The sequence below is a fragment of the Acidobacteriota bacterium genome, from assembly GCA_018268895.1.
Taxonomy (GTDB): Bacteria; Acidobacteriota; Terriglobia; order Terriglobales; family Acidobacteriaceae; genus Edaphobacter.
Window position 1 is genome coordinate 923,392 of sequence record JAFDVP010000007.1, and the last position, 23,779, is coordinate 947,170.

Here is a 23,779-nt window from a genome sequence, read left to right on the forward strand (position 1 = left end):
CTCAGCGTGTTGTTACGCCCAGCTTACTTTCCAATGGGCGGTGGAGGGTAGTAGGGCAGCTTCTGTTGTTCTTCCGTCGCGCGCTTCACACCGATATCGCCGAACAAAAGGCTTGGCACAATGGTGGTCTGCGGCACCGTGCCCAGCGACTCGTTGACGTAGGGGGCGCTGCCTGCGGCGATGATCTCCGACCGCAGGCTGCGGTTGTCAAGCTCGTCGAAGCTGGCCCCGCGAACAAGCTGGCGGCTGCCGTCTGGGTGGACAAGATAGAGCAGTCGCGGCACCTCGCCTCCCATCGTCTCGACGGCGTAGACATCGCGCTTCTGGTCCTTTGCCATGCTGAGCAGCTTCTGGTTCATCTCGCTGTCCGAGAGCGGCTTGTTCGACGAGAAGACCATCACTCCGCTGCGCGAATGCGCGGGGGCCCCGGGCGCGGCGCGGCCGTGTCCGTTCGAAGCAGGGAAGTCCCGTATCGGCGTGCGGCCGATCAGGTAATTCTCCAGCTTGCCGTTTGCGACGACATGGACCGGCTGCGCCGGCACGCCCTCATCGTCCACCTGGTAGGCGCCGAGCACGGAGCGTCCGGCAAACTTCGTCTCCAGCGGGTTGTCGACGACGCTCATAAACTCCGGAAGCACGCGCGCCCTGTAGCTGGAGGTATACGCCCCGCCGGTGCGGGCCGTCGTGCCAAGCTCAGGCCTGTCCGCTTCCACGTTCGGTACGAAGAGCCGAATCATCACATCGGAGGCGGCGTCGCCGGAGAAGAGGACAGGGCCGTGGTAGTCCTCGGCGTCAACCAGCGGCGCTTTGCTGAGGTCGTCGAGGCTCTTCAGGTCATCGATCACGCGCTTGCGGAACGCTGGCCAGCTCTCAAGCTCGGCGGCGGTGACGGCAACGGAGCCGTTGTCACGCCCGAGCCGCATGCCGTCCGGGGCCTGTCCGCCCACGCTGATGGCGTTGTTGTATCCGCTGGTGCTGTAGCGCAGCGCCGTGCCCTCGGTGTTGACGAGATAGCGGTTCAACACCATGGCGCGAATGTTGGCGGTGGAGTATTGCACCAGGTTGGCGAAACCGCGAACCTCCGGCGCACTGGCATACAGCCCGCTGGCCTCGACGATGCGCTTCTTCCACTCCGCGCGATCGAGATCGAGGCTGCGAAGCGGCTCCATGTGAACGAAGGGCTTCTCCACGGAGAGGTCCTTCTCCTGGCGCGTCGACTGGAACCTCTCCATCGCCGCGCGCTTGGTGGAGTAAGCGCGGAGCGCATTTTTGTAAGCCTCGTCGGTCGCTGTCCACAGCGCATAACGCAGGGCCACGGGATCGTTGTCCTGCGGCGCAAGCACAACGCTGCCATCGCCGCGCCCTGTGCTGGAGTCGACCGTGTAGTCGCCCACGCGAACTGTGACTCGGACAACACGCTGATGCCCCTCTTCCTCGCGGGTAAGAGCGCCATAGTTTGCCACGGCCTCGTAGCTGGAGAAGTCGTCCAGGCGGTACTCAATGAAGTAGGGGGCCTGCATGCCGGGCAATACGAGCTGGCTCTTCTCGCGGCTGAGTTCGGCCTGCATCGCCTTCAGAACAGGATCGTCCGTCTCCGCCGCAAAGCTCTTGACCGCCGGTGCGGAGAGCAGCAACGCAATGGTCAAAACACCGGAGAGCTTTTTCAGTGAGGTCTTCATTATTGCTTCTCCTTTCCATCGACAGGCGGTGGGGGAAGGATCGGCGGACGCGCATTGCCCTGCGCCTGCCGCTGCGTTTCGATCTCGCGTACCAGCATGGCGGGAGCCACGGCACTGACCGGAATGCTCCCCGACTCCGCACCGCAGATGCCGTTGAAGATCTCCTGACGGTTGTCCGTCGCGACGATGCGGTTCAAGGCGGCCTGCGGAGTCCCAACGATGGAGACGCCGCGCACCAGCTCGTCCGGACGGCCATCGACGAAGACCCGGTACACCACCAGCGGGATGACCTGGAAGGCCTGCGGCGATCGCCGCGTGGTGACAGCGAAGCCCGACGAGATGTCTTCAAAGTAGAGTCCGTAGGCCTTGCCCTGCTTCTTGGCCTCGTCGATCAGCATCTGGCGCAGCTCTTTATCGCTGACGGTTTTGGTGGAGCTGACAATCAGGTTGCCCTGACGCCCGGTAGGCATGCGGCCAACTTCGGCGCGGCCGTGGCCGTTGGAGTGCGCAAAGCTGGCGATCGGCAGCCGCGACATCAGGAAGGTCTCCAGCACACCGTCCTTGATGAGGTCGACGCGGCGGGCAGGCTGTCCCTCGTCGTCGTAGCTGTAGTGGCCGCTCAGCGACTGGCCATCGAATGTCTTTAAGGTGGGGTCGTCGCTGACGCTCATGAAGCTGGGCAGAATCTGCTTGCCCAGCAACTTGGTGAAGGTCTGCCCTTCGTCGTCGCCGCGCTGGCGCTGGCCCTCGAGCCGGTGGCCCAGCACCTCGTGAAAGAAGACGGCCGATGCCCGCCCGCTGAGGATCGCGGGGCCGTTGAAGGGTTCGGTGATCGGGGCTGTGCGCAGCGCGACAAGGTTCTTCGCCATCGCCGTCGTCTTCTCGATGACGGCTTTCTGCTCGGGCAGGTGCGCCAGTGAATCGGCTTCGAAGGTCTCGGCGCGGAACAGGTCCATGCCGTCGGCGGCACGGGTTCGCGCCACGATGACGAGCCGCGCTACCTGATTGGGGGTCGCAATTCTTGCGCCCTCCGACGAGACGAAGTAGGCCGTCTCCGTCGACGATTGCACGATGACGCTGTCGAAGAATATCTCCGGATACTGCCGGAAGAGGCCGGAGATCTCGCGCAGACGTTTCTGCCAGGCGGCCTGGTCGATGCTCAGCGGGGACGATGCCGGAAGAATGTCCGACTTCGGCTGCTCGCTCGAGAAGTCGGCCGAAGCGTCTTCTTCTTTTGCGCGGACCTGCTGCTCGGTCTTTACCTTCGTGAAACTGTCGAGTGCTTTGGCGTAGCCGCGATTGGTGGCGAACCACAGGCTGCGCTCGATGGCCTCGCGGTCGTCGGTGAGCGGCAGGGGGATGGTGGTGAGCGCGCTGGCGCGATGGTCGCCATGCGTGTTGTCCTCGTCCGTTGTCCCGATGCGAAGCTGCACGTCGGCTGTGCGTCGGCGGCTGCGGTTCTGAAGCGCGATAGCGCCGTATTGCGCCGTCATGTTGAAGCTGTCGGAGTCTGAGACGCTGTAGCTCAGGAAGTAGGGCTTCGGCTGTTTGTCCGCGTCTGACGACCCCAGGGACGTTTTGGCGCGATCAAGCTCGGCGCTCATGGCGTCCAGCAGGGCGGCGTTCGCCTGCGGTTTTGACTCGGCCGGGGCATAGGGATGGAGAAGGAGGACTCCCAGGGCGAAGGCCGCGGCCCGGGAGGTAACAGAACGAAATCGTGTCATCGCGAAGAGTGCTCGTTTCACTGCAAGAAATTCCGGCTGAAGCCGAGTGTATCGGAAGCGCGATACCTGCCGCTCTGGAAACTTGGCATGGCCGTTTGACGTATGGAAACGGCGTGGAGCATGACGGGTTGTCGAGATGACTGCCTGTTCGATGAACGCATTTGCCGTCGCGCCGGAATTCGTGCAAACTGACACAACCTCAGCCGCACCGAGGGAGTCCGATGCGCGTTCAAACAATTGCTGTTCTGTTTCTGTTGCTGGTCACTGCCCTTGTCCCCGTTGCCCTTCATGCCCAGGCCAGCGTGCCGCAGAGTGCCTCTGCGGACCATGTGCAGACCCCAGCCAACGCCAAACCCGCCTACTCGCTCCCGCCGGAGAAGCTGGCGCGCGCGATTGCCTACTCGCGGATTCGCGTAGTCCTCAACTTTCTGGGCAGTGGCTGGGGGATCCTACAGCTAGTGCTGCTGCTGACGCTCGGCGTCATCGCGCGTATGCGCAACTTCGCCGTAGGCCTCAGCACGAACCGCTGGATTCAGGGCTTTGCCTTTCTGTTCCTGCTGCTCGCGGCCAGCACGCTGCTCGATCTGCCGCTGGACATCTACGCCCATCATGCGGCGGTGGTGTACGGGCAGTCGGTGCAGGGGTGGGCAAGCTGGGCCTGGGACGCGACGAAGAACCTCCTGCTCGTTTTTGTCTTCGGCGGGCTGTTGGTGATGCTGTTCTTCTGGGTGGTCCGCAAATCGCCAACGCGTTGGTGGTTCTGGTTCTGGATACCCGCGATGTTGTTTGTGCTGTTGTCGGTCTTCGTCGCCCCGGTGCTGATCGACCCGCTGTTCAACAAATTCGAGCCTCTGGTAACCACCAATCCGGCGCTGGTCGACCGGCTGGAGCAGGTGGTCGCGCGCGGCGGCGTACAGATTCCTCCCGAGCGCATGTTCCTGATGAAGGCGAGCGAGAAAGTTACGTCGCTGAACGCCTACGTCACCGGGTACGGCGCGTCGAAGCGGGTTGTGGTGTGGGACAACACGATTGCTAAAGCCACCCCCGACGAGATCAGCTTCATCTTCGGCCACGAGCTTGGCCACTATGTGCTGAACCACATCCCGGCAACCCTGCTCTTTCTCGGAGCGCTTCTGCTGGTCGAGTTCTACCTCGGATACCGCGGCATCCGGTGGCTGATTGCGCGCTACGGCCGGGCATGGGGTGTCACTTCGCAGAACGACTGGGGTGCTCTCGCGGTTCTGCTACTTGTCCTCTCCGTGCTCTCGTTCTTCTCAGAGCCTATCGTCAATGGCTACAGTCGCATGCACGAGCACGAAGCCGATATCTATGGACAGGAGGCAATTCACGGTATCGTCGCCGATCCGCAGGCCACGGCGCAGCAGGCATTCCAGTTGCTGGGCGAGGTCTCGCTCACTGATCCCAATCCGAAACCGTTCGTCGAATTCTGGATGTTCAGTCATCCGTCCGTCTCAAGCCGCGCGGCCTTTGCGGCAGCGTACAACCCCTGGGCGCCAGGCCAGCGTCCTAAATTCTTCGATAAGTGAAGGGCTCATGAAAACAAACGATAGTCCTGTACGATCTTCTCCTGAGTGTCTGTTTTGTAGGATTCTGGCTGGCGAAATCCCCGCGAACCGCGTCTACGAAGACGAGTTCTGCATCGGGTTCCCGGACATCAATCCGCAGGCCCCCACCCATCTGCTCATCGTCCCGAAAGAACACATCGCATCGCAGGCGAAGGTGCTGGCCGAACATAAGCCTTTGCTGGGACACCTGATGTCTGCCGCCGCGGACCTGGCGCGCGCGCAAAAGCTCGACAAGGGATACCGCGTCGTGGTCAACACCGGTGACGACGGCGGGCAGACGGTTCATCATCTGCACCTGCATCTTCTGGGCGGCCGCCATCTGACCTGGCCACCGGGCTAGAAGTGCGCCGCTATGGCCAATAGAGCATTTTTCACTCATGTGTAGTCCAAGGGCCAAAGGCCCAGGTAACGATGCCAATCAAGGCTCCGAGCGCTGAAAGCGCGACATAAATCCACGTCGAAAGACCACGCCTGAAGGAAAATTGCCTAGTGGCGTCATTCTGAGCCGAAGGAATCACAGTAGTTTGTCTGGCGCTGCCAGATGCAAGGGAAAAGGCCGGCAGGAGAACGCTCCCGCCGGCCTTTGTCTTCGTTTCATCACAGACTACTGGTTGTAGTTGTTGTCGTCCTCTTCGGCTGTGCCGTAGCGGCGAAGCAGGTTGGGCAGGTTCTGCGAGAAGGCCGCGCGCGGCATCACCGTATCGCATCCGGCCTCGACAGCCTTGGCCTTCAAATCACCCTGTAGATGCGACAGGAAGCCGATAATTGAGGTCCCGCGCTTCAGCTTCGATTTCAGTTTCGGGATCAGCGTCAGTGGCTTGGCGTTCGCATTGTTCAGATCGAAGACGATCAGGCCGGGACGGTCTTCTTCGTCGCCGGTAAGCTGCGCGATGACGTCCTTGTCGTTCTTCACGAAGGCGACCTTCACGCCGAGTTTGCGCGAGGTCTCATTGATCTTGGCCGTGAAGAACAGGTCTTCGATAAAGAAGAAGATCTTTGTCGGTGCGTCTTCAGGAATCGGAATGGCGCGACCCTGCGAGTAGTCGATCGGCTGGGAGTCGCTGACGTGCAGGTTCCTTCCCCCGTGGTTATTCGAGCGGCGAACGTTGCCGGTCTCTATGGTTGAAGGCGGGGCATCGGCAAAGTTGCCGTTCACCTCGCGGTAGCTATGGTCCATTGGTCCCACGAAGCTGCGAGGCCCTCGCTGCTGTTTGCCGCCGCCGCCCTTGGAGCGCTTGTAGGCGTTATTGCCGGGCTGATGCGTGTCGCGGTTTCCGGCGAAATCATTGCCCGGGCCCTGGGAGCGTTGCCGGTCGCGGTCGCGGAACTTCTTCTTCCAGCGCTTTCCGCCGCTGCCGTTGCCCTGTTGCTGCTGGCCGCCCTGAAACGGCTGGCCGGAAGACGGCTGAGATCCCTGGGGCTGGGGTGAAGCCTGTAGTCCGGGAACCTGGCCGCCCTGGCCGGCGTCGGCCTGGGGCTGAACGCCATCTCCCGCTTTGCTCTTGCGTTTCCGCCGTCTGCGACGGCTGCTCTTGGACTGGCCCATGCCGTGGCCGGGCTGGCCACCTGCATACTGCGGTTCTCCATCGGAGATGGCGGCCGCTGAGGAACCCTGGTGCGACTGCACCTCGGGCATATTCTGCTCTGAATCCATGCTTCCACTTCCTGCTGCGCCAAAAAGGCGCAATTAGCGAATCACTCCCATGCCAACGTGCCGATACACACTCGCCACTGTGGCGAAGCGCGAACCAAATCCGTAGTGCGGCATCGGAGGAAACGATCTCAAGTTTTACTCAAAACGGAACGTCTAAAAAAGCTGATTCAAGCTGCCGGCCAGTCCATTCACCGGCACTCGCAGCGCGGAAGGCCAATCTGGCCATCCCTTCACCCTCTCACGATTAGCGACATACCCGGGCAGCGCCTGAAATCACCGTTTGACTCGCCAAATGCTGGAATTTGCCAGTTGGCGACTGCAAAGGCCGGCACCCGCAGCCGGTTGAGGCCAGAGACAGGGTAAGCGCAAAGCCGTCTGCTTTGCAAGCCTTCTCTTGCGTCATCCTTTATCTATTCTACAGTGCCCGCAAAGAAGGCACTACCCTGATGAAGGGGCAGCCGCATCCCGCTTTCGTGGGAGCGGCTGTTTGATCAAACGATCAATGGCCAGTCACTGGCCTCCTGAGAGTTGATCTCCGTTAGCGGGAGATCTACCATCTGCTTCGGGGCTGCGCCATCTGTGAGCAGCAGCACCTGCCAGGCAGGCGGTCAATACGTGATGCCTCAGTAACGAGCCGAGTCGCTTCCCAGGCATGAGCACGATACCTGTAAGCTATGCAATCCAGTTGCCAATTAGAAATGTCGAAATTACCGCAACTTCCGGCAATTTTGAGGGTTATGGTGTCCCAAATCGCGGAAATCCCCTGTCGAAGGCTCCAGATTTTGGGAGAGACGGAATTCACCCGGTTTTGTTTGACCCGCCCCATACAGGCTCCTATAATCGGACTGTTCTGGCAGCCCTCTCGCTCCCTGCCGGTTTTTGCGCCGGATGGTCGAGGTTCAAGGTGGCCCACTCCATGAATGAGTGCGCCATTGAGCGGATGCAGGGCCATTGGTTCGGAGGTAGCGATCCTGCACCTACGACCGGATGATTTCTTGAACGATCCCCGAAGGAGTATCGAGCACCGCATGAATCGCCACGTTGTACTTGCATCCGCCCTTGCCGCGGCGCTTCCCGCTGCGTATGTCCACGCTCAGGCAGCCGCCGCTCCCGCACCTGCTCCAGCAGCGGCCGCAGCCCCGGCCCCGCAGGCCGTTCCGGCAAAGATTGCAATCATCGAATATGAGCAGGCGGCAGCCGCCACCAACGAAGGTCAGCGAGCGTTGCAGGAGCTGCAAAACAAGTACCAGCCCAAGAAAGCTCAACTGGACGCGCTTGGAGCGGAGATCGAATCGTTGCAGAAGCAGCTTCAGAGCGCGCCTGCCACGATGCCCGACGACGAACGTGCGTCGCGCGCGCGCACCATCGACACCAAGCAGAAGCAGTACCAGCGCGACGCCGAAGACGCCACCAACGCTTACAACTCCGACGTGCAGGATGCGATCGGCAAGGTTGCGCAGAAGCTGGGCCCGGTTGTCATCAAGTATGTGCAGCAGAACGGTTACACGATGCTGCTCGACAATAATGGCCAGCAGCAGGGCGGACTGACCCTGATGTGGGCTCCGGGAACGGACATCTCGCAGGCGGTTGTCGATGCCTACAACGCCTCGTCGGGTGTGGCTGCGCCTCCACCGGCGGCGCCCTCGGCAAACAGGCCCCGTCCGGCTGCTCCTGCAACCAAGCCCGGGCCGTCTAAATAGCGGCCACGGCATCCTGAAGATTTGCAAGTATCTGTTATTGCGAAGAGCTGCATCCACTTTGAACGACCCCGAAGGAGTATCAAACACAGCATGAACCGCACCCTTGTTCTCGTCTCCGCCCTCGGCGCGGGACTGTCGACTGCCGCTGCGATGGCGCAGACTGCAGCTACCCCGGCTCCCGCACCCGCTGCCCCCGCGGCTTCAGCAGCCAACACGCCGCCACCCCCGCCGCAGGCCATCCCTGCAAAGATCGCTTTGATCGCCTTTGAGCAGGCTGTGTTCGCCACCAATGAAGGTCAGAAGGCCGTTCAGGACGTGCAGAAGAAGTGGGAGCCGAAGAGGGCCCAGATCGAAAGTCTCGGGCAGGAGGTCGACTCGCTCAAGAAGCAGCTTCAGAGCGCGCCCGCAACCCTGAGCGATGAGGAGCGCGCCAACCGCCTGAAGACCATCGACACCAAGGAAAAGCAGCTCAACCGCGACGCCGAGGATGCAAACAACTCCTACCAGGCCGAGGTGCAGGAGGCTTACGCCAAGGTTGCGCGCAAGGTCTCGGCCACGGTCCAGAACTATGTTGCGCAAAACGGCTACACCCTGCTGCTCGACGTCAGCAACCAGCAGAACAGCAACGTGATGTGGGCGAGCCAGAATCCGAACATCGACATCACACTCGCGGTGGTCAACGCTTACAACGCAGCTTCGGGCGTCGCAGCTCCGCCACCGTCCGGACCGTCGGCGGCACCTGCCCGTCCTCGCTCGGCAGCTCCGCATACGACGACCCCTCACCCTGCCGCCAAGTAACCCCTCAGCAAAACGAGGTCTCCACTGCGGAGACCTCGTTTATTTTGTTTCCAGGGTAGACATTCTGTGGAAAAAGCTGTGAATCGCCGAGCAGGCTACCCGCAGCATCTCGGCCGTTTCCGTCGCAATCCCAAAATGGCAGCGATAGGGTATTCCTCATTAATCCCATTGTTTTGAAAGCGTTGTGCTTCGCGACGCAAAGGCTGCGCGAGTTTTCAGGCCGCGCGCCATCGAAATGAAGCTCTTGCGGGCTTTCCACAGATGAAAGTTACTGCGCCGTTAAAGGATTCTGCTGAATTTCATTGAGATTGCGCGGTTTTCCGGCAAGAAAACCGGCGGATTCTACTCTTCTCCTACCTTCAGCACAGCCAGGAACGCCTCCTGCGGAATGTCGACCTTGCCGATGCGTTTCATCCGCTTCTTGCCTTCCTTTTGCTTTTCCAGCAGCTTGCGTTTGCGGCTGATGTCGCCGCCGTAGCACTTGGCAATGACGTTTTTGCGAATGGCGGTAACCGTCGAGCGCGCGATGATCTTCGAGCCGATCGCGGCCTGAATGGCGACTTCGAACATCTGTCGCGGGATCAGCTCGCGCATCTTTTCGACCAGCGCCTTCCCGCGATCGTAGGCGAAGTCGCGGTGCACGATGATCGAGAGCGCATCGACGGGCTCGCCCGAGACGAGAATATCCATCTTCACCATCGGCGATACCCATCTTCCGGCGAGGTGATAGTCCAGCGAAGCGTATCCACGCGAGACTGATTTCAATCTGTCATAGAAGTCGAGAACGATCTCGTTCAGAGGAAGCTCGTAGGTGATCATCACCCTCGTCTCCGAGACGTACTCGATGTTCTTCTGTACCCCGCGCTTGTTTTCGACGAGCTTGAGAATGTTGCCGAGGTACTCCTCATTGGTGAGAATCTTGGCTTCGATCACGGGCTCTTCAATCTTTTCGATCTCTGAAGGGTCCGGCCAGCGCGAAGGATTGTCGACGGTGATGACCTTGCCGTCGGTCAGCGTGATCTCGTACTGCACGCCGGGAGCGGTCGTAATCAGGTCGAGGTTGTACTCGCGCTCCAGTCGCTCCTGAATGATCTCAAGGTGCAGCAGGCCGAGGAAGCCGCAGCGGAAGCCAAAGCCCAGGGCCACGGAGGACTCAGGCTCGAAGTTGAAGGAGCTGTCGTTGAGACGCAGCTTTTCAAGCGCATCGCGCAGCATTCCGTGAGCGTGCGAATCGACGGTGTAGAGGCCGGCGAAGACCATGCTCTTGATGTCTTCAAAGCCGGGCAGCGCTTCGGCGCATGGGCGCTCGACATCGGTGATGGTGTCGCCGACTTTCGTGTCGGCAACGTTCTTGATCGTCGCGACGAAGAAGCCGACCTCGCCTGCCGAAAGCTCATCCAGCTCGACCGGCTTCGGCGTCATCACGCCCATGCTCTCCACGTCGAATACCCGCCCATTGGACATGACTTTGATCTTCATGCCCTTGCGGAGTTTGCCGTTGATGATACGCGCGAGGACGATAACGCCCTTATATGGGTCGAACCAGCTATCGAAGATCAGCGCCTGCAGCGGTGCCTCGGGATCGCCCTGCGGCGGCGGCAGCAGATGAACGACTGCTTCAAGAATCTCGTCGACATTGAGGCCCGTCTTCGCCGAGACAGGAATCGCGTCGTCGGCAGGAAGGCCCACCGACTTTTCGATCATCTCCTTCGTGCGCGGAATGTCCGCGCTCGGCAGGTCGATCTTGTTGATGATGGGAATAATTTCGAGCCCGTTCGAGATGGCGAGGTACGCATTCGCCAGCGTCTGCGCCTCCACGCCCTGCGAGGCATCCACAACCAGCAGCGCACCCTCGCACGAGGCCAGCGAGCGCGAGACCTCATAGCTGAAGTCCACATGACCCGGAGTGTCGATCAGGTTCAGTTGATACGTGTCGCCGTCCTTTGACTTGTACATCATGCGGACGGTGTGGGCTTTGATCGTGATGCCGCGCTCGCGCTCGAGGTCCATCGCGTCCAGCACCTGCGCCTGCATCTCGCGCGAGGTCAGCGAGCCGGTCAGCTCAAGCAGCCGGTCCGACAGGGTGGACTTGCCGTGGTCGATATGCGCGATGATCGCGAAGTTGCGGATGTGGCTGGGATTCATACAGTGTGACGGAACGCCTCAACCTTCAATGATACCAGCGCAACGAGCGTCGAGACGCGCCCTCCCGCGCATCTTTGGAAGGTATCCGTGCCTGCGCTTCCGGTTCTCTGGCATCCAGCGTCATACAATGAGCAGGAACAATGCATCGGCCTACTCAACACAATCAGGCGCGGCGATGGAAGCGAACGATGCTTGCTGTGGCATGTGCTCCGCTTGCTTTGCTCGCAGGCTGTCCGCAGAACAATGCGGCAAAGGCCGGAGCGCCGGGCAAGGTTCCGGCGCAGGCCACGGCACCTGCAATCAACGGCGCTCAACAGACTGGGGCAAAGCAGGCGCCCACCACAGCGCAAACGGTTGAAGAGTCCGCGAGAGCTTACAGGGCGCAGCAGCTCATCAATCGCGTCGAGCAGACCTACCGCAGCGGCGTCGACAACTATCGCGCCGGGCATCTCGACGCCGCGCGCGCCGACTTCGACGCCGCAGTCGACCTGATGCTCACCAGCGGCCTCGACCTGAAGAAGGACCCGCAGCTCTCCGATGAGTTCGATCACCTGCTCGACTCCATCAACTCGCTGGAGATTGCAGCGCTCAAGCAGGGCAACGGTCTCTCGCCCGTTCTCGAGGCCGCTCCACTCGACGCTGCCAACGAGGTCACGTTTCCGTCGAACGCCGCATTCAACGCGCAGCTCACGGCCGATCTGAAGACGACCCTGTCGGACTTTCCGCTCGTGGTCAACGACTACGTCGCGGGCTTCATCAGTTACTTCACCAACTCGCAGACCGGCCATGCGCATCTGGTGCGTTCGCTGGAGCGCGCCGGTAAGTACAAGGACATGATCGAGAAGGTTCTGCGTGAAGAAGGTGTGCCGCAGGACCTGATCTATCTCGCGGTTGTCGAGTCCGGCTTTCAACCGCAGGCCGTCAACGCAGGCTCAGGAGCTGGAGGCATGTGGCAATTCATGCCCTTCCGCGGCGCCTACGGTCTCGATCGCAATGGCTGGGTCGATGAGCGGTTCGATCCGGAGAAGTCGTCGCGCGCCTATGCCCGTTACGTTAAGTCGCTCTACAACCAGTTCGGCGACTGGTATCTTGCCCTGGCCGCTTACAACTGGGGCCCGGGCAATGTGCAGCGCGCGGTGATGAAGACCGGCTACGCCGATTTCTGGGAGCTCTACCGCCGCGGCAATCTTCCCGGCCAGACGAAGAACTACGTCCCGGGCATCATCGCTGCCATCATCATGGCGAAGAACCCGCAGAAGTATGGCCTCGACAAGGTAGTGCCGGCGGAGCCCGTTATCTCCGATACCGTCACTGTCGACTATCCCATCGACCTGCATCTTGTGGCCGATGTGACCGACGCATCGTTGCAGGAGATCGTCGCGCTCAACCCAAGCCTGCTGCGCATGAGCACGCCGCACGATGCTCCGTTCGACCTGCACATCCCTCCGGGGACGCGCGATACCTATCTCTCCCGCATCAAGGAGATTCCCGAGGACAAGCGCTCGAGCTGGCGCTTTCACGTCGTTCGCGCCGGCGAATCGCTGGAGGCGATCGCTTCAGTGCTCCATGCGCACGCAAGAGAGATCGCGGAGACCAACAGCATTGCGGCTGGAGACAGTCTCGACGAAGGCGATGAGCTGGTCGTTCCGGTCGCCACTGCAGCGTCCGCGCATCCAGCCCGGTACACCGTGCGCCGCGGCGACACGCTCATTACAGTAGCCGACAGGTTCGGCGTCAGCGTCGAAGATCTGCGCAGGTGGAACAGGTTATCGTCGTCGAACGCTCTCCCCGCCGGCCGCACGATTGCCGTTGCCGAGACGGTAAAGCTGGCTCCCCATGCGCGTTTACACGGGCGAAACTCGACTAAGAAATCCACTTCACACGTGTCGCCGGCGGCGAAGCATACAAGTGCGAAGGCTACTCCGAAGGCATCGGCGAAGACGCGCGCGAAGCCTTCGACGGCGAAAACATCGTCGTCAAAATCCAAATCCGCGTCTTCCAAATCGAAATCGAAAGCTGCACGATAAGCTACCTTGCAAAAAAGAGTGCTTGCCATTGCTGGCGCATCGAGGCATTCTGTTGCTAGAATCTCGTGCCGGGCGCGAAATCAATTTTTCATTCGCACCCAACGGCAAGAGAAAAGAAGAGTTTGGCGACGGGCTCCGGGTACGAACGTAGAAGTCAAAAGCGAGGCAGGGGAAAAGCGATCATGATGTTCGATGACGAGACGATCAAGCTCCATGCAGCATCCGCAGCAGAGGATCATGACTTCGACGACGATGACCTCGGCCATCGCTACGACGAAGAGGAAGACGAAGAGGAGGAAGTCATCGTATCTTCCGACGACGATGACGACGAGCCATTCGAGCGTGAAGAGCATGAGAGCTTCAGCCGCGAGGAGAGCGTCCACGTCGAAGAGGCGAAGATATTTGCTCCACCCCCGACGACCTCGGCACCCTATACTCCTCCAATGCGCGCGTCCGAACTTCCGGTAGCCGGTACGGCCGCCCCTGTTGTGAAGAAAGCTGCGGCGAAGAAGGCTCCCGCGAAGAAGGCTGCAAAGAAAGCTCCAACCAAAAAAGCTGTGAAGACGGCCACGAAAAAAGCCGCGAAGAAAACGGTCAAGAAAGCTGCAAAGAAGGCAGTCAGGAAGGCCGTGAAGAAGGCTGCGAAGAAGGCTGCGAAGAAGACCGCAGCCAAAAAGACATTGAGATCTGCCGCGAAGAAGGCCGGCGCCCGGCGCGGCGGTAAGGTTGCCCCTAAAAAGGCAGCCGGCAAGAAGGGCACGGCAAGCAGTAAAAAATCAAGTAAGAGAGGTATTACCTTGGCAACGAAGAAAGCAGCTAAAAAGGCAACGAAGAAGGCAGTGAAGAAGGCTCCGGCAAAGAAGGCAGCCAAGAAGGCTCCGGCTAAGAAGGCAGCCAAGAAGGCCGCAAAGAAGAAGTAAGCACTACTAACTAAGGCAAGCAAAAATGCCCGGTCTGCTCCTCGTGAGCGCCCGGGCATTTTTGCGTCTGCAGGAAATTGGAACCACCCAAAGGGTGTCATCCTGAGCGAAGCTGCGCAGCCGCGAAGTCGAAGAGCCTGCCCTGAGCTTGTCGAAGGGACCTGCGGTCTCCGCCTCTTGCGCGTGCAGCTTTACTTCTTCACCGCCGCAATCTCCGCCAGCACCTCTTCGCTGTGTGTCTGCACATCGACCTTCGGCCAGTACTTCACAACCTTGCCCTTGGGCGAGATCAGGAACGTCTGCCGCTGGGCAAACTTCATGTCGCCATGCGTCGACACCGGAACGCCATACAGATCGACCACCTTGTGGTCCGGGTCCGCGAGGAGTTTGAAGCTGAACGTGTCCTTCGAGCACCATGCCTTGTGGCCTTCGACCGTGTCCAGGCTCACGCCCAGAACGACGGCGTTGGCGGCATCGTACTTCGCCATGTCGCGCTGAAAGTTGTGAGCTTCGATAGTGCATCCCGTCGTCTGGTCCTTCGGGTAGAAGTACAGTACGACCCACTTGCCCTTGTAGTCACTCAGGCTGACAGGCTTGTCCTCCTGCGAGGGCAGTGTAAAGTTCGGCGCTGTCGCACCCACCTGAACTGCATCCGCGGCTGCATGGGCCTTAATGCCGAAGCCACACGCCGCCACCAGGCCAAGAATGACCGTGAACCACATTCCTTTGCGCATATTTCTTTCCCCTTTTGTGAAGCATGTTCCAGTAGACGAACGGGCGTCCGCTAAGACGCGCACCCGTAAGGCGTGCACCGCAATTTTACGTCCGGACGAGAAGAAGTTACATCTTAGAGACATTTTCAGTCGTGGGTCAGTTCGTTTTGTTAGGGGCACGGCTTTAGCCGTGTTGAAAAGGATATGCGCGGGATTTAGAGACTGTGTGAGAACGAGCAAAACCTTCAGCGCCAACGGCGCGTGCTATACCAGCATGGGGCGAAGCCCCATGGATAGAATACCGAGAACCGAGAGGGCTGAAAGCCCGACCTATAAACTCCAGTCCTCACACAGACTCTTTAGCCCCTGGGGTTATCTCGATCCGGCATTCCGGCCGGTTTTCGCCAAGTCTACTCCGCCACGATGGCGATTCCCGCTGCGTCAGCGGCTGCAACGATGGCCGAGGGGTCGAACATCAACGTCCGCCCGGCCTCCAGCGCGAGGCAGGTGGCGCCTGCCAGCTCCATCGCGCGTATCGTCGGAACGCCGACGACGGGCACGTCGAAACGCATGTCCTGGTTCGGTTTAGCAACCTTGACCACCGTAAGCGCGCGTCGCAGAGTCGTGCCATCCGCGCTGTGCTCGCGGACAGCGTCCTCGGCATCGAGCGTGCGAAACAGAGCGCCTGCCCGTTCGATGGTAGCGTCCGTTCCCTCCATTGCCTCAACCGCAACGCAGGCCTGGGCGGCAATCACCACTGTCTGACCAAGGTCGTAGCCCGCGATGGCGCGGGCGACCGTGCGCCCATAAACAATGTCTTTCTTCTCTTCGTCGTCCGGAGCGCGCTTCGTCATCACGCCGGCCTTTGCCAGCAGCGGCTCCAGAAACTCGGTCGACGAGATCAGCTCGATGCCCTCGTCGCCCAGCACCTTCGCCACCGCGCCCAGCAGCATGTCGGTCGAGCGCGTGCGCAGGCTGAGAAGCAACTTCGCCAGCCGCCAGTCTGGCCTGATGCTTGAAAAGATCTGCTTGTGCTTCACCTGTCCGGCCATCACGGCGCGCGTCACTCCCTCGGCTTGAAAGGTCTCGATCAGCCGCGACAGATCGCCCAGAGACATCCAGTGCACATGGACGTTCGCGTCCGCCTTGGCGCGATCGTTCATCGCCGGGTCGGTCTCTTCCTTGATCGCTGCGACAACGACAGTCAATCCATGCGCTCGCGCCGCATCCAGCAGAAGAAAAGGGAAGCGTCCGTTACCAGCGATTAGACCGAGCTTATCGTTCGTCGTCATTCGTTATCTGAGAAGTCCTGATCGAAGGATTACTTGATGACTCCGCGCTCACTCTTCGCAATGAAGTCGGCGAGGTACGCCACCTTGTCGCCAAACTCGCCCGAAGCAATCTTCTCTCGGATGGCGGCAAGAGCATCCGCCGTATTCAGCTTCGAGTGCTGCAACAGCTTGTAGGCAGCGCGAAGCTGCTTCAGCTCCTCCGGCGTAAAACCCTTGCGCTCAAGCCCCACTTTGTTGATGCCGTAGGCGTGGTTGTTGCGTTCTACGCTCGTCAGCGAGTAGGGAAGCACATCCTGCGTGATCGTCGTTCCGCCTCCAATGTAGGCGTACTTGCCGATCGTGCAGAACTGGTGCACGGGTGCGTTCGCGCTGAGCACGGCAAAGTCCTCCACCGTGACGTGACCAGCCAGCGTAGAGCCGTTGGGCAAGATGCACCCGTCGCCGATGACGGAGTCGTGGCCGATATGCACGTAGGCCATGATCAGGCAGCCGGAGCCAAGCCGCGTGATGCCTCCACCGCCCACTGTGCCGCGCGAGATGGTCACGTACTCGCGGATATCGTTTTTGTCGCCGATCACCAACTGCGTCGGCTCGCCCTTGTACTTCAGGTCCTGCGGCGCGATGCCCAGGCATGTGAAGGAGAAGACTCGATTGTCGTCGCCCATCGTCAGGTGGCCATCGAGCACAACATGCGAGATCAACTCGCAGCGTTCGCCCATCACCACGTTCGCGCCTATGGTGCAGTAGGGCCCCACCGAGCAGCTCGCAGGAACCTTCGCACCTTCTGCAATGATGGCTGTGGGATGGATGCTCACCTGCGGCTAGCCCTCGGCCTTTGGCGCTGCGGCTTCAGCTTTTTTAGCCGCGCGGGCCACCAGCGCGCACATCACCGTTGCCTCGCACGCTACCTTACCCTCGACCGTCGCCGTACCCTGCATCCTCACCGCGTTCGAGCGCCAGTTCAGCACCTTGACTTCGATGCGCAACTGGTCACCCGGCACAACCGGCCTGCGAAACTTCGCGCTGTCGATTCCCGTGAAGACCATCAGCTTGCTGTCGCGGTCGGGAATCTCCGTCAGCAGCAGTGCCCCGCCGGCCTGCGCGATCGCCTCCACCATCAGTACACCCGGCATGATCGGGTAGTCGGGAAAGTGTCCCTGGAACTGCGGCTCGTTGAACGAGATGTTCTTGATGGCGACGATGCGCTGCCTGCGCTCGATCTCGACCACGCGGTCGATCAGCAAAAACGGATAGCGGTGCGGCAGGATGGACATGATCTCGTTGATATCCATCGTCTGCTTCGCCGCAGGCGTCTCGGGCGCCGCAACGGCAACTGCGGAGTTTTCAGTCGGTTCACTCATGGCAGCCCTGAGTATAAACCGGCATGCGACGTTTTCGACGCTGCCGCGAACAAAGCCGATTATTGTCATTCCGACCGAAGCGGCGCAGCCGCGCAGCGGAGGAATCTGCTTCTCTACCTCGAATCGGGGTGCGCCTCCATCCCCATTTTCAACTGACGCCTACTTCTTCTTCAACAGGTTGTCCGGATTGAAGAGGTCCGGCGACAGTCCCTGGTTGTAAGCCACCTTCGTGTAGAACCGCTGGTTCACCATGTCGCCATTGCGATAGCGCGTCAACGTGTAGGCGGTCGGCAGGCCGTCGACGGTATGGTAGTCGTCGTAGGTCTCAGCGTCTTCGTCGAAGTCCTTGAACTGCTCGTTGCGCCATTTAAAGGTTCGCCGCAGCGGCAGATGAGTCGTTGCATCCAGCTCGATAGTGACGGCGTCGTTATTCGCGCTCAACACGGTGACCTTGTCGGCCATCCGCCGCTCCACCATCGTCTGCCCCTCTGAGAGGATCATCACCCCAGGCGCCTTGATCCACTCCCTCACCACGCTTTCAATGGAGTGGCTCTTCCGGCGCAGGTACTCCGCCACAATGTCCTTCGGAAGTTCCTTTCGCCCCTTGTAGGTCACCTCGTAGATGTTGTCCGTCGTGTAGATCTGCACGACATCGATCTTCTTGCCCGGCAGGATCATGCTTTTATCTGTGAGATAGCCGATGCGCTCAGCCTCCGGTTGTCCTGAGCCGGGAAACCGTCGCCATCCGGTGAATTCGATTACAGTGCCGTTTGGCTGGCCGCGAAAGAACGCCGCCGTCCTCCCCGACACCTGCATGTCCTTGCGGTCGAGCCAGGCCTGCCCGCCCAGCGCCTCCACCATCTCGTCCATCAGCTTCTTGCCAATCTGCTCCTGCGTCCCCTTGGGCTGGCTTGGAGCAGCGCTCGGGATATCGCTCGCCTGCGCCAGCAACTTTGGAGCAGCAGACGTACCTAAAAGCAAAATCCCTAAAACCAGAACCAGCGAAAAAATCTGCTTCATCGAAACTCCAGTCATCCAGCAAAGCACCTTCGTTTTGACGTCTACCGATGTGTCAGGGCAGCGAAGGCTACCAGGCCACCACGTCTGCCCATACGCTGACGCTATCCAAATCGGCTATGATAGTGCAACCTCAGCACGGTCCACAGTTCAGTTCGCCACTCAAAGGGGGAATTGCTCGTGAAGATCGCTACTCTCATCGCCCGCATCCTGCTCGGCCTCATCTTCACCGTCTTCGGCCTCAACGGCTTCTTTCACTTTCTGCCGATGCTGCTGCCACCCGGAGACGCGGGAGCCCTCTTCACCATCATGTTCAAATACGGCTGGATCACCTTTATCAGCGGGCTCTACGTCATCGCAGGCGTGTTCCTGCTCATAGGCCGTTACATCGGTGCCGCACTCACTATCCTCGGTCCAATCATCGTCGTGATTCTTCTCTATCACTTCACGATGGACCCAAAAGGCCTCCCCTTGGCTCTCTTCGTTGCTCTGCTTGAGATCTTCCTCATATATTCCTACTGGCATCAATTCGACGCCGTGGTCAAACATCGCTAGTGTAGTGTCCCAAAAGTTCGTAGCATAAATATCGTGTCATTCTGAGCGGAGTTTGGCGCGCTTTTGGCGTCAAACGGAGTCGAAGGACCTGCGGTTTGCAATCTCAATTTAGGTGGCGGAACTTGGGAAACGCTAAGCTGCGCTAATGCGTCTCTCCCATCGCTGCCGGCTTCTTTTTTCTCGCGGCGACCTGTTTGCGGTTAGGCATCGCCAGCACATCGCGCGTTCGCTTCGGCAACTTCGCGTAGATGATTGCATGGGCCGCCTCAAGCTCGCGCGTCCACTCATGCGCGCGGAAGACGTCCCATCGTTCTACAGCCACCCAGTGTGCACGCGCCAGATATGGCGCCGGACGAATACCCTCCTGCTCGACCAGCTCTGCAAACCTCTCAGGGCCAGCCGCATAAGAGATGACCGGACCACCCTTGTCATCCAGATCGACCAGGGCAAACATCTTTCCACCGATGGCCTTGTCGCCCACCCAGAAGACAAGGTTCGCACCCCACTGCATCGTCTCCGCCACGTGCGGTAGCTTCAGAAGCATCGTGCGTAACCTCTCCGCATCCATGCGCACGAGTATAATGGGCCCTCGCTCGTAATGATGTGATCTGAAATCTGTCATCCTGAGCGAAGCGCAGCGAAGTCGAAGGACCTGCATTTTGCCTATGCCGCCGTAGCTCCATCCTTCACCCCAACCGAAGCCGCAACGCCCCCTTCGCCTCCTCCGCATCCACCACCCTGCCGTTCTGCATCACGACAATCTTCCCCGCCTTTACCAGCCTCCGAGCCGCCTCTCGTGCAGGCTGCATCAACCCCTCCCAATCGCGACGAGCGCCCGTTCCTCCTACCCTCTTCGCCGCGTCAGAAGGACAGATCGTCTTCCCCTTGCCACACTCCTCCAGAAGCTCCAGAATTGCTGCTTCCAGTTCGGCGGCCTTCTCGCCCTTTGCGTAGCCGCTACAAGCCTGGCTGCAATACTTCGCCACATCCCAGTCCCGCGCCCGGGCATCACTCCACGCAAACGCCTTCCCGCAGGTCCTGCACAGCTTCTCCTTCTTCGGAGTCTCCCGCTCGCGCTTCCTCACCCTGTCCGGCATAGCCTCTTTATACTGAATAAACAGACCATGCCGACATTCCCATCTCTTGAAGACCAGCTCGACCTCATCACCAAGGGCACCGCCGAGATCCTCCCCCTTGAATCGCTCAAGGAGCGCATCCAGCAGTCCATCGCCTCCGGCAAGCCCATGCGCATCAAAGCTGGCTTCGACCCCACCGCACCCGACCTCCACCTCGGCCACACCGTACTCATCCGCAAGCTGCGCCACTTCCAGCAGCTCGGCCACACCGTCATCTTCCTCATCGGCGACTCCACCGCGCTCATCGGCGACCCCACCGGGCGAAATGTAACAAGAAAGCCCCTCACGCCCGAGCAGATCGCCGCCAACGCCGAGACCTACAAGGAGCAGGTCTTCAAGATCCTCGACCCCAAGCTCACCGAGGTCCGCTACAACTCCGAGTGGCTCAACAAGCTCTCCTACTACGACCTCGTCAAACTCATGGCGCAGTTCACGCTCTCACAGATGCTTGAGCGCGAAGAGTTCCATAAGCGCTTCAACGATGAACAGCCCATCGGCGTTCACGAGATGATCTACCCGATAGCGCAGGGCTATGACTCCGTTGCACTCTATGCCGACGTCGAACTCGGAGGCACCGACCAGAAGTTCAACCTCATGCGCGGACGCGACCTGCAACGCCACTTCGGCCAGCCCCAACAGAGCATCCTCATGATGCCCATCATCGAAGGTCTCGACGGCGTCCAGAAGATGTCGAAGTCGCTCAACAACGCCATCGGCATCCACGAGCCCCCCGCCGAGATGTATGGCAAGCTCATGTCCATCTCCGACGCCCTCATGTGGCGCTACTACACCCTGCTCACCGACCTCCGCGGCTCCGAGATCGAGCAGATGAAGGCCGACGTCGCCTCAGGTGCTCTGCATCCGATGCAGGCCAAGAAGAACCTCGCTCACGCCATCACCGTAGACTTCCACTCAAACGAAGCCGCCGATGCCGCCGCCGAAGGCTGGGCCAAACAGTTCCAGCAAAAATCCGTAGGCGACGACATCCCCGTAGTCCAAATCTCCAAATCCGCCGAAGGCCTCTCCGCCTCCACCGATTCCGCCGCCCAGCCCGCCGAAGCCCTCCGTACACCCAGGCTCCTAGTCCTCGCCGGACTAGCCGCCTCCACCGGCGAAGCCACCCGCAAGCTCGGCGAAAACGCCGTCAGCATCAACGGCGAAAAATTCTCCAACCGCACCATCACCCTCGACAAGCTAGGCGACGCGCCCACCCTCCGCCTAGGCAAACGTGCCGTCCGCATTGAATGGACTGAGTAGTGAATGCCTCGCATCCAAGACGTGAGAAGTTTCCGTTAACTCCGTTTACGGGGAGATTCCTCGCTATTCGTAACTGGTCGCGCTGCTGTGGACGACAAAGCGAATTGGGGAAGATGCTGTCGTTCTGTGCTCACTGATTGGCTTTCAAAATGGCATCAGCCCACTGTTCGCTGGTGTTCCGCACCCACTTGAGTGACTCTTCACCTTCATAACGGGAATCAAGATAGGCGTACAGCAGCCGATTCTGAACTCGGAGAATGATAACTGCCGAAACCATGTTGGCCGAAGACCCTCCACTTGAAATTGGTGTGATCATGCCGAAACAGAAAACGTCAGGTTTGGAGAAGAACGCGCCAATCGGAACAGGCCTGTTGAGCGCAACTTCGGTCGTAGCTCCCAGCGCCTTTAGCTTGTGGTTGAGTTCATCTTGCATGGCTTTGAAATCTGTCTGCGGGTTGTTCTTATCGGTTCCGTATTGCTGGGTAAGCGTGGCCGAAATCTGTTTGAAAGAAGTGGCATCCACCTCAGTAAACTCGGCACGGCGCAGCGTCTCCACAAGCGCGAAACGGGAAGCGCCTTTTGCGACCCTCGCGCGAAGATTAGCAGCATCGTCGGCAAGCAAGAACCCTGCGATCAGTCGGTTGGTATCAGGGGCCAAGTATTCCATGAGCACGCGGTAGTCGGAGCCGACCTCGTTCAGTTCAGGCGTGGGCGGAGGAATGGCGATTGATTTCAACCCAGAGCGGTAGGTTGGGATTCCCAGGGTCGGTGCCTGGGCGATCATCGGGGTAGCAGTCGAGAAGCATACGAGGGACAGGTACAGGCAAAGAAAACCGGCTTTCATTCGTTCTCCGAATGTAGTTATGGGCCGATCATATCGCAGGGCGTCACGGTTTTCGGCTGAGCACCGTTAAACGCTCTTGCCCGAGCGAAGCTCGAACCACTCGCAGGGGCGTCATCCCGCGTCAAACCACGCCGGAGGTGCCATTCCGGGCAAAGCCGAGCAATCCCGCATTTAGCTCGAGCCGCCACTGACCCCTCCTTAGAAATCTTGTCAAGCCCAAAAACTACGCATCTCTATCATTCCAAACGAAATATAGGTTGCCGATTAGTTATAGTCACTTTGCTATGCTTAAAACCATAAGGGCAGGAAATAAACAGTGGCTGACATGCAAAATAGGCACCTTCCCCTTTAGAATCATGGCTTTGTTTCCTAAATCATCTGGAATCAATGCTTTGCAGAATAAGTCCACCGATAAGCGTAGCTGAATCAATCCTTTACAGGAAACACGTGGGGGGATGGGTTGACGATTCCCACCCGTTCGCATCCAACTTCAATAGAACGAGGTCACGAACGTTAATGAGATCGTGTTTGATTGCCTGCACGCTTTCTGTCTTCTCCACTTTGGCCGGGTCGATTGCACACGCGCAGCAGCGGCAGGATCCCAGGGCGCAGGCCATCGTCCGCGTCTCCGTCCAGACGGAGCTGGACGCCGACAAGGCAGACCAGTCCCGCTGGCGCTATAAGTCCGACGTCATCCGCCCCGAGGGCCACTTCGTCTTCATCGTCGTCGAGACCGACAAGGGTTCCGTGAAGAAGAAGATCGAGCAGAACGGCAAGCCGCTCGACTCCGCCGCGCTCAACGCCGAGATGCAGCGCATCGACTCCTTCGTCCACGACCCCTCGCAGCAAGCCAGACAGCGCAAGGACAGCAGCGCCGACGACGCTCGCGCCGAGAAGATGCTGCGCATGTTGCCCGACGCCTTTCTCTGGACCATCAAGAGCGACACGCCGACCGAGACGACGCTCGACTTCACGCCCGACCCCAGCTTCAGCGCGCCCTCGATGGAAGCGCGCGTCTTCGCCGCCATGGCCGGCGAGATCGTTGTCACCAAGCCCGGCAACCGCATGAAGTCGCTCAAAGGCCACCTGCTCTACGACGTAAAGTTCGGCTACGGCATCCTCGGCAGGATGGAGCAGGGAGGAACCTTCAACATCGAACGCCGCGAGATCGCGCCCACGGTCTGGCAGATCACCGAGTCGCATATTCACTTCAGCGGCCACGTGCTCTTCTTCCACACCATCAACGAGCAGGAGGACGAGGTGAAGACCAACTTCCGCCAGACGCCTCCGGCCACGACGCTCGAGCAGGCGGCCAACCTTCTGCGCGGCGAGCCCACATCGCTCGACGCCAGGCGCTGACCGAAGCCCGCT

The 23,779-nt window shown here is 59.9% G+C and carries 21 protein-coding genes; 9 read left to right on the forward strand and 12 right to left on the reverse strand.

All coding sequences use genetic code 11. The annotated features are described in order from the left end of the window. Window positions 1-23: 23 nt before the first annotated feature. Together JSS95_11505 and JSS95_11510 are read right to left on the reverse strand one after the other, a co-directional pair. Window positions 24-1,679, reverse strand: coding sequence for a peptidase U62 (locus JSS95_11505; protein MBS1800442.1), 1,656 nt, complete (start codon window positions 1,677-1,679; stop codon window positions 24-26). Further along, entirely contained in the window at window positions 1,679-3,403 is a 1,725-nt protein-coding gene (locus tag JSS95_11510) for a peptidase U62 (GenBank protein MBS1800443.1), read from the reverse strand. Before JSS95_11510 ends, JSS95_11505 begins: the two co-directional genes overlap by 1 nt. A gap of 221 nt (window positions 3,404-3,624) precedes the next feature. Here JSS95_11510 and JSS95_11515 point away from each other — a divergent pair, with 221 nt between their 5' ends. After that, a complete protein-coding gene (locus tag JSS95_11515; protein ID MBS1800444.1) occupies window positions 3,625-4,950 on the forward strand; it encodes a M48 family metallopeptidase in 1,326 nt (441 codons plus the stop codon). 7 nt (window positions 4,951-4,957) lie between these two features. Further along, window positions 4,958-5,329, forward strand: a complete 372-nt coding sequence (locus JSS95_11520; protein MBS1800445.1) for a histidine triad nucleotide-binding protein — start codon at window positions 4,958-4,960, stop codon at window positions 5,327-5,329. Window positions 5,330-5,593: 264 nt separating this feature from the next. Here the strand turns inward: JSS95_11520 and JSS95_11525 are convergent, their stop codons facing one another. Next, a complete protein-coding gene (locus JSS95_11525; protein MBS1800446.1) occupies window positions 5,594-6,643 on the reverse strand; it encodes a response regulator in 1,050 nt (349 codons plus the stop codon). 1,028 nt (window positions 6,644-7,671) lie between these two features. Here JSS95_11525 and JSS95_11530 point away from each other — a divergent pair. Next, window positions 7,672-8,343, forward strand: a complete 672-nt coding sequence (locus JSS95_11530) for an OmpH family outer membrane protein (GenBank protein ID MBS1800447.1) — start codon at window positions 7,672-7,674, stop codon at window positions 8,341-8,343. 90 nt (window positions 8,344-8,433) lie between these two features. Beyond that, on the forward strand, window positions 8,434-9,141 hold the full coding sequence (locus JSS95_11535) for an OmpH family outer membrane protein (protein MBS1800448.1): 708 nt from the start codon (window positions 8,434-8,436) through the stop codon (window positions 9,139-9,141). 342 nt (window positions 9,142-9,483) lie between these two features. On the opposite strand, the gene lepA is transcribed toward JSS95_11535, so the two are convergent. Then, a complete protein-coding gene (gene lepA / locus JSS95_11540; GenBank protein MBS1800449.1) occupies window positions 9,484-11,286 on the reverse strand; it encodes an elongation factor 4 in 1,803 nt (600 codons plus the stop codon). A 188-nt stretch (window positions 11,287-11,474) separates the two neighbouring features. Here lepA and JSS95_11545 point away from each other — a divergent pair, with 188 nt between their 5' ends. Together JSS95_11545 and JSS95_11550 are read left to right on the forward strand one after the other, a co-directional pair. Continuing rightward, a complete protein-coding gene (locus tag JSS95_11545) occupies window positions 11,475-13,313 on the forward strand; it encodes a transglycosylase SLT domain-containing protein (protein ID MBS1800450.1) in 1,839 nt (612 codons plus the stop codon). Window positions 13,314-13,495: 182 nt separating this feature from the next. Further along, the gene (locus JSS95_11550) at window positions 13,496-14,233 is read left to right on the forward strand and encodes a hypothetical protein (protein ID MBS1800451.1); all 738 of its coding nucleotides are present in this window, start codon (window positions 13,496-13,498) and stop codon (window positions 14,231-14,233) included. 191 nt (window positions 14,234-14,424) lie between these two features. On the opposite strand, the gene JSS95_11555 is transcribed toward JSS95_11550, so the two are convergent. From JSS95_11555 to JSS95_11575, 5 genes are all read right to left on the reverse strand, one after another. Then, the gene (locus JSS95_11555) at window positions 14,425-14,967 is read right to left on the reverse strand and encodes a redoxin domain-containing protein (protein MBS1800452.1); all 543 of its coding nucleotides are present in this window, start codon (window positions 14,965-14,967) and stop codon (window positions 14,425-14,427) included. Between the two features lie 389 nt (window positions 14,968-15,356). After that, a complete protein-coding gene (gene lpxI, locus JSS95_11560) occupies window positions 15,357-16,238 on the reverse strand; it encodes a UDP-2,3-diacylglucosamine diphosphatase LpxI (GenBank protein MBS1800453.1) in 882 nt (293 codons plus the stop codon). A 29-nt stretch (window positions 16,239-16,267) separates the two neighbouring features. Beyond that, window positions 16,268-17,053, reverse strand: coding sequence for an acyl-ACP--UDP-N-acetylglucosamine O-acyltransferase (gene lpxA / locus JSS95_11565; GenBank protein ID MBS1800454.1), 786 nt, complete (start codon window positions 17,051-17,053; stop codon window positions 16,268-16,270). A 6-nt stretch (window positions 17,054-17,059) separates the two neighbouring features. After that, window positions 17,060-17,599, reverse strand: coding sequence for a 3-hydroxyacyl-ACP dehydratase FabZ (gene fabZ / locus JSS95_11570; protein ID MBS1800455.1), 540 nt, complete (start codon window positions 17,597-17,599; stop codon window positions 17,060-17,062). A 159-nt stretch (window positions 17,600-17,758) separates the two neighbouring features. Continuing rightward, a complete protein-coding gene (locus tag JSS95_11575) occupies window positions 17,759-18,619 on the reverse strand; it encodes a hypothetical protein (GenBank protein MBS1800456.1) in 861 nt (286 codons plus the stop codon). 177 nt (window positions 18,620-18,796) lie between these two features. Between JSS95_11575 and JSS95_11580 the strand changes: the two genes are divergently transcribed. Continuing rightward, window positions 18,797-19,171, forward strand: a complete 375-nt coding sequence (locus tag JSS95_11580) for a DoxX family protein (GenBank protein MBS1800457.1) — start codon at window positions 18,797-18,799, stop codon at window positions 19,169-19,171. 142 nt (window positions 19,172-19,313) lie between these two features. On the opposite strand, the gene JSS95_11585 is transcribed toward JSS95_11580, so the two are convergent. Together JSS95_11585 and JSS95_11590 are read right to left on the reverse strand one after the other, a co-directional pair. Continuing rightward, window positions 19,314-19,739 carry an MmcQ/YjbR family DNA-binding protein gene (locus tag JSS95_11585; protein ID MBS1800458.1) on the reverse strand — a complete coding sequence of 142 codons (426 nt, stop codon included), beginning with the start codon at window positions 19,737-19,739 and terminating at the stop codon, window positions 19,314-19,316. Window positions 19,740-19,857: 118 nt separating this feature from the next. After that, on the reverse strand, window positions 19,858-20,268 hold the full coding sequence (locus JSS95_11590; protein MBS1800459.1) for a DUF3253 domain-containing protein: 411 nt from the start codon (window positions 20,266-20,268) through the stop codon (window positions 19,858-19,860). A 27-nt stretch (window positions 20,269-20,295) separates the two neighbouring features. On the opposite strand from JSS95_11590, the gene JSS95_11595 reads away from it, so the two are divergent. Continuing rightward, window positions 20,296-21,564: a tyrosine--tRNA ligase gene (locus JSS95_11595; GenBank protein MBS1800460.1), complete on the forward strand. Its 1,269-nt coding sequence runs from the start codon at window positions 20,296-20,298 to the stop codon at window positions 21,562-21,564. Window positions 21,565-21,694: 130 nt separating this feature from the next. Here the strand turns inward: JSS95_11595 and JSS95_11600 are convergent, their stop codons facing one another. Next, the gene (locus JSS95_11600) at window positions 21,695-22,408 is read right to left on the reverse strand and encodes a hypothetical protein (GenBank protein MBS1800461.1); all 714 of its coding nucleotides are present in this window, start codon (window positions 22,406-22,408) and stop codon (window positions 21,695-21,697) included. 528 nt (window positions 22,409-22,936) lie between these two features. Between JSS95_11600 and JSS95_11605 the strand changes: the two genes are divergently transcribed. Then, complete coding sequence (locus tag JSS95_11605; protein MBS1800462.1) at window positions 22,937-23,767, forward strand: hypothetical protein; 831 nt, start codon at window positions 22,937-22,939, stop codon at window positions 23,765-23,767. Window positions 23,768-23,779 lie beyond the last annotated feature (12 nt).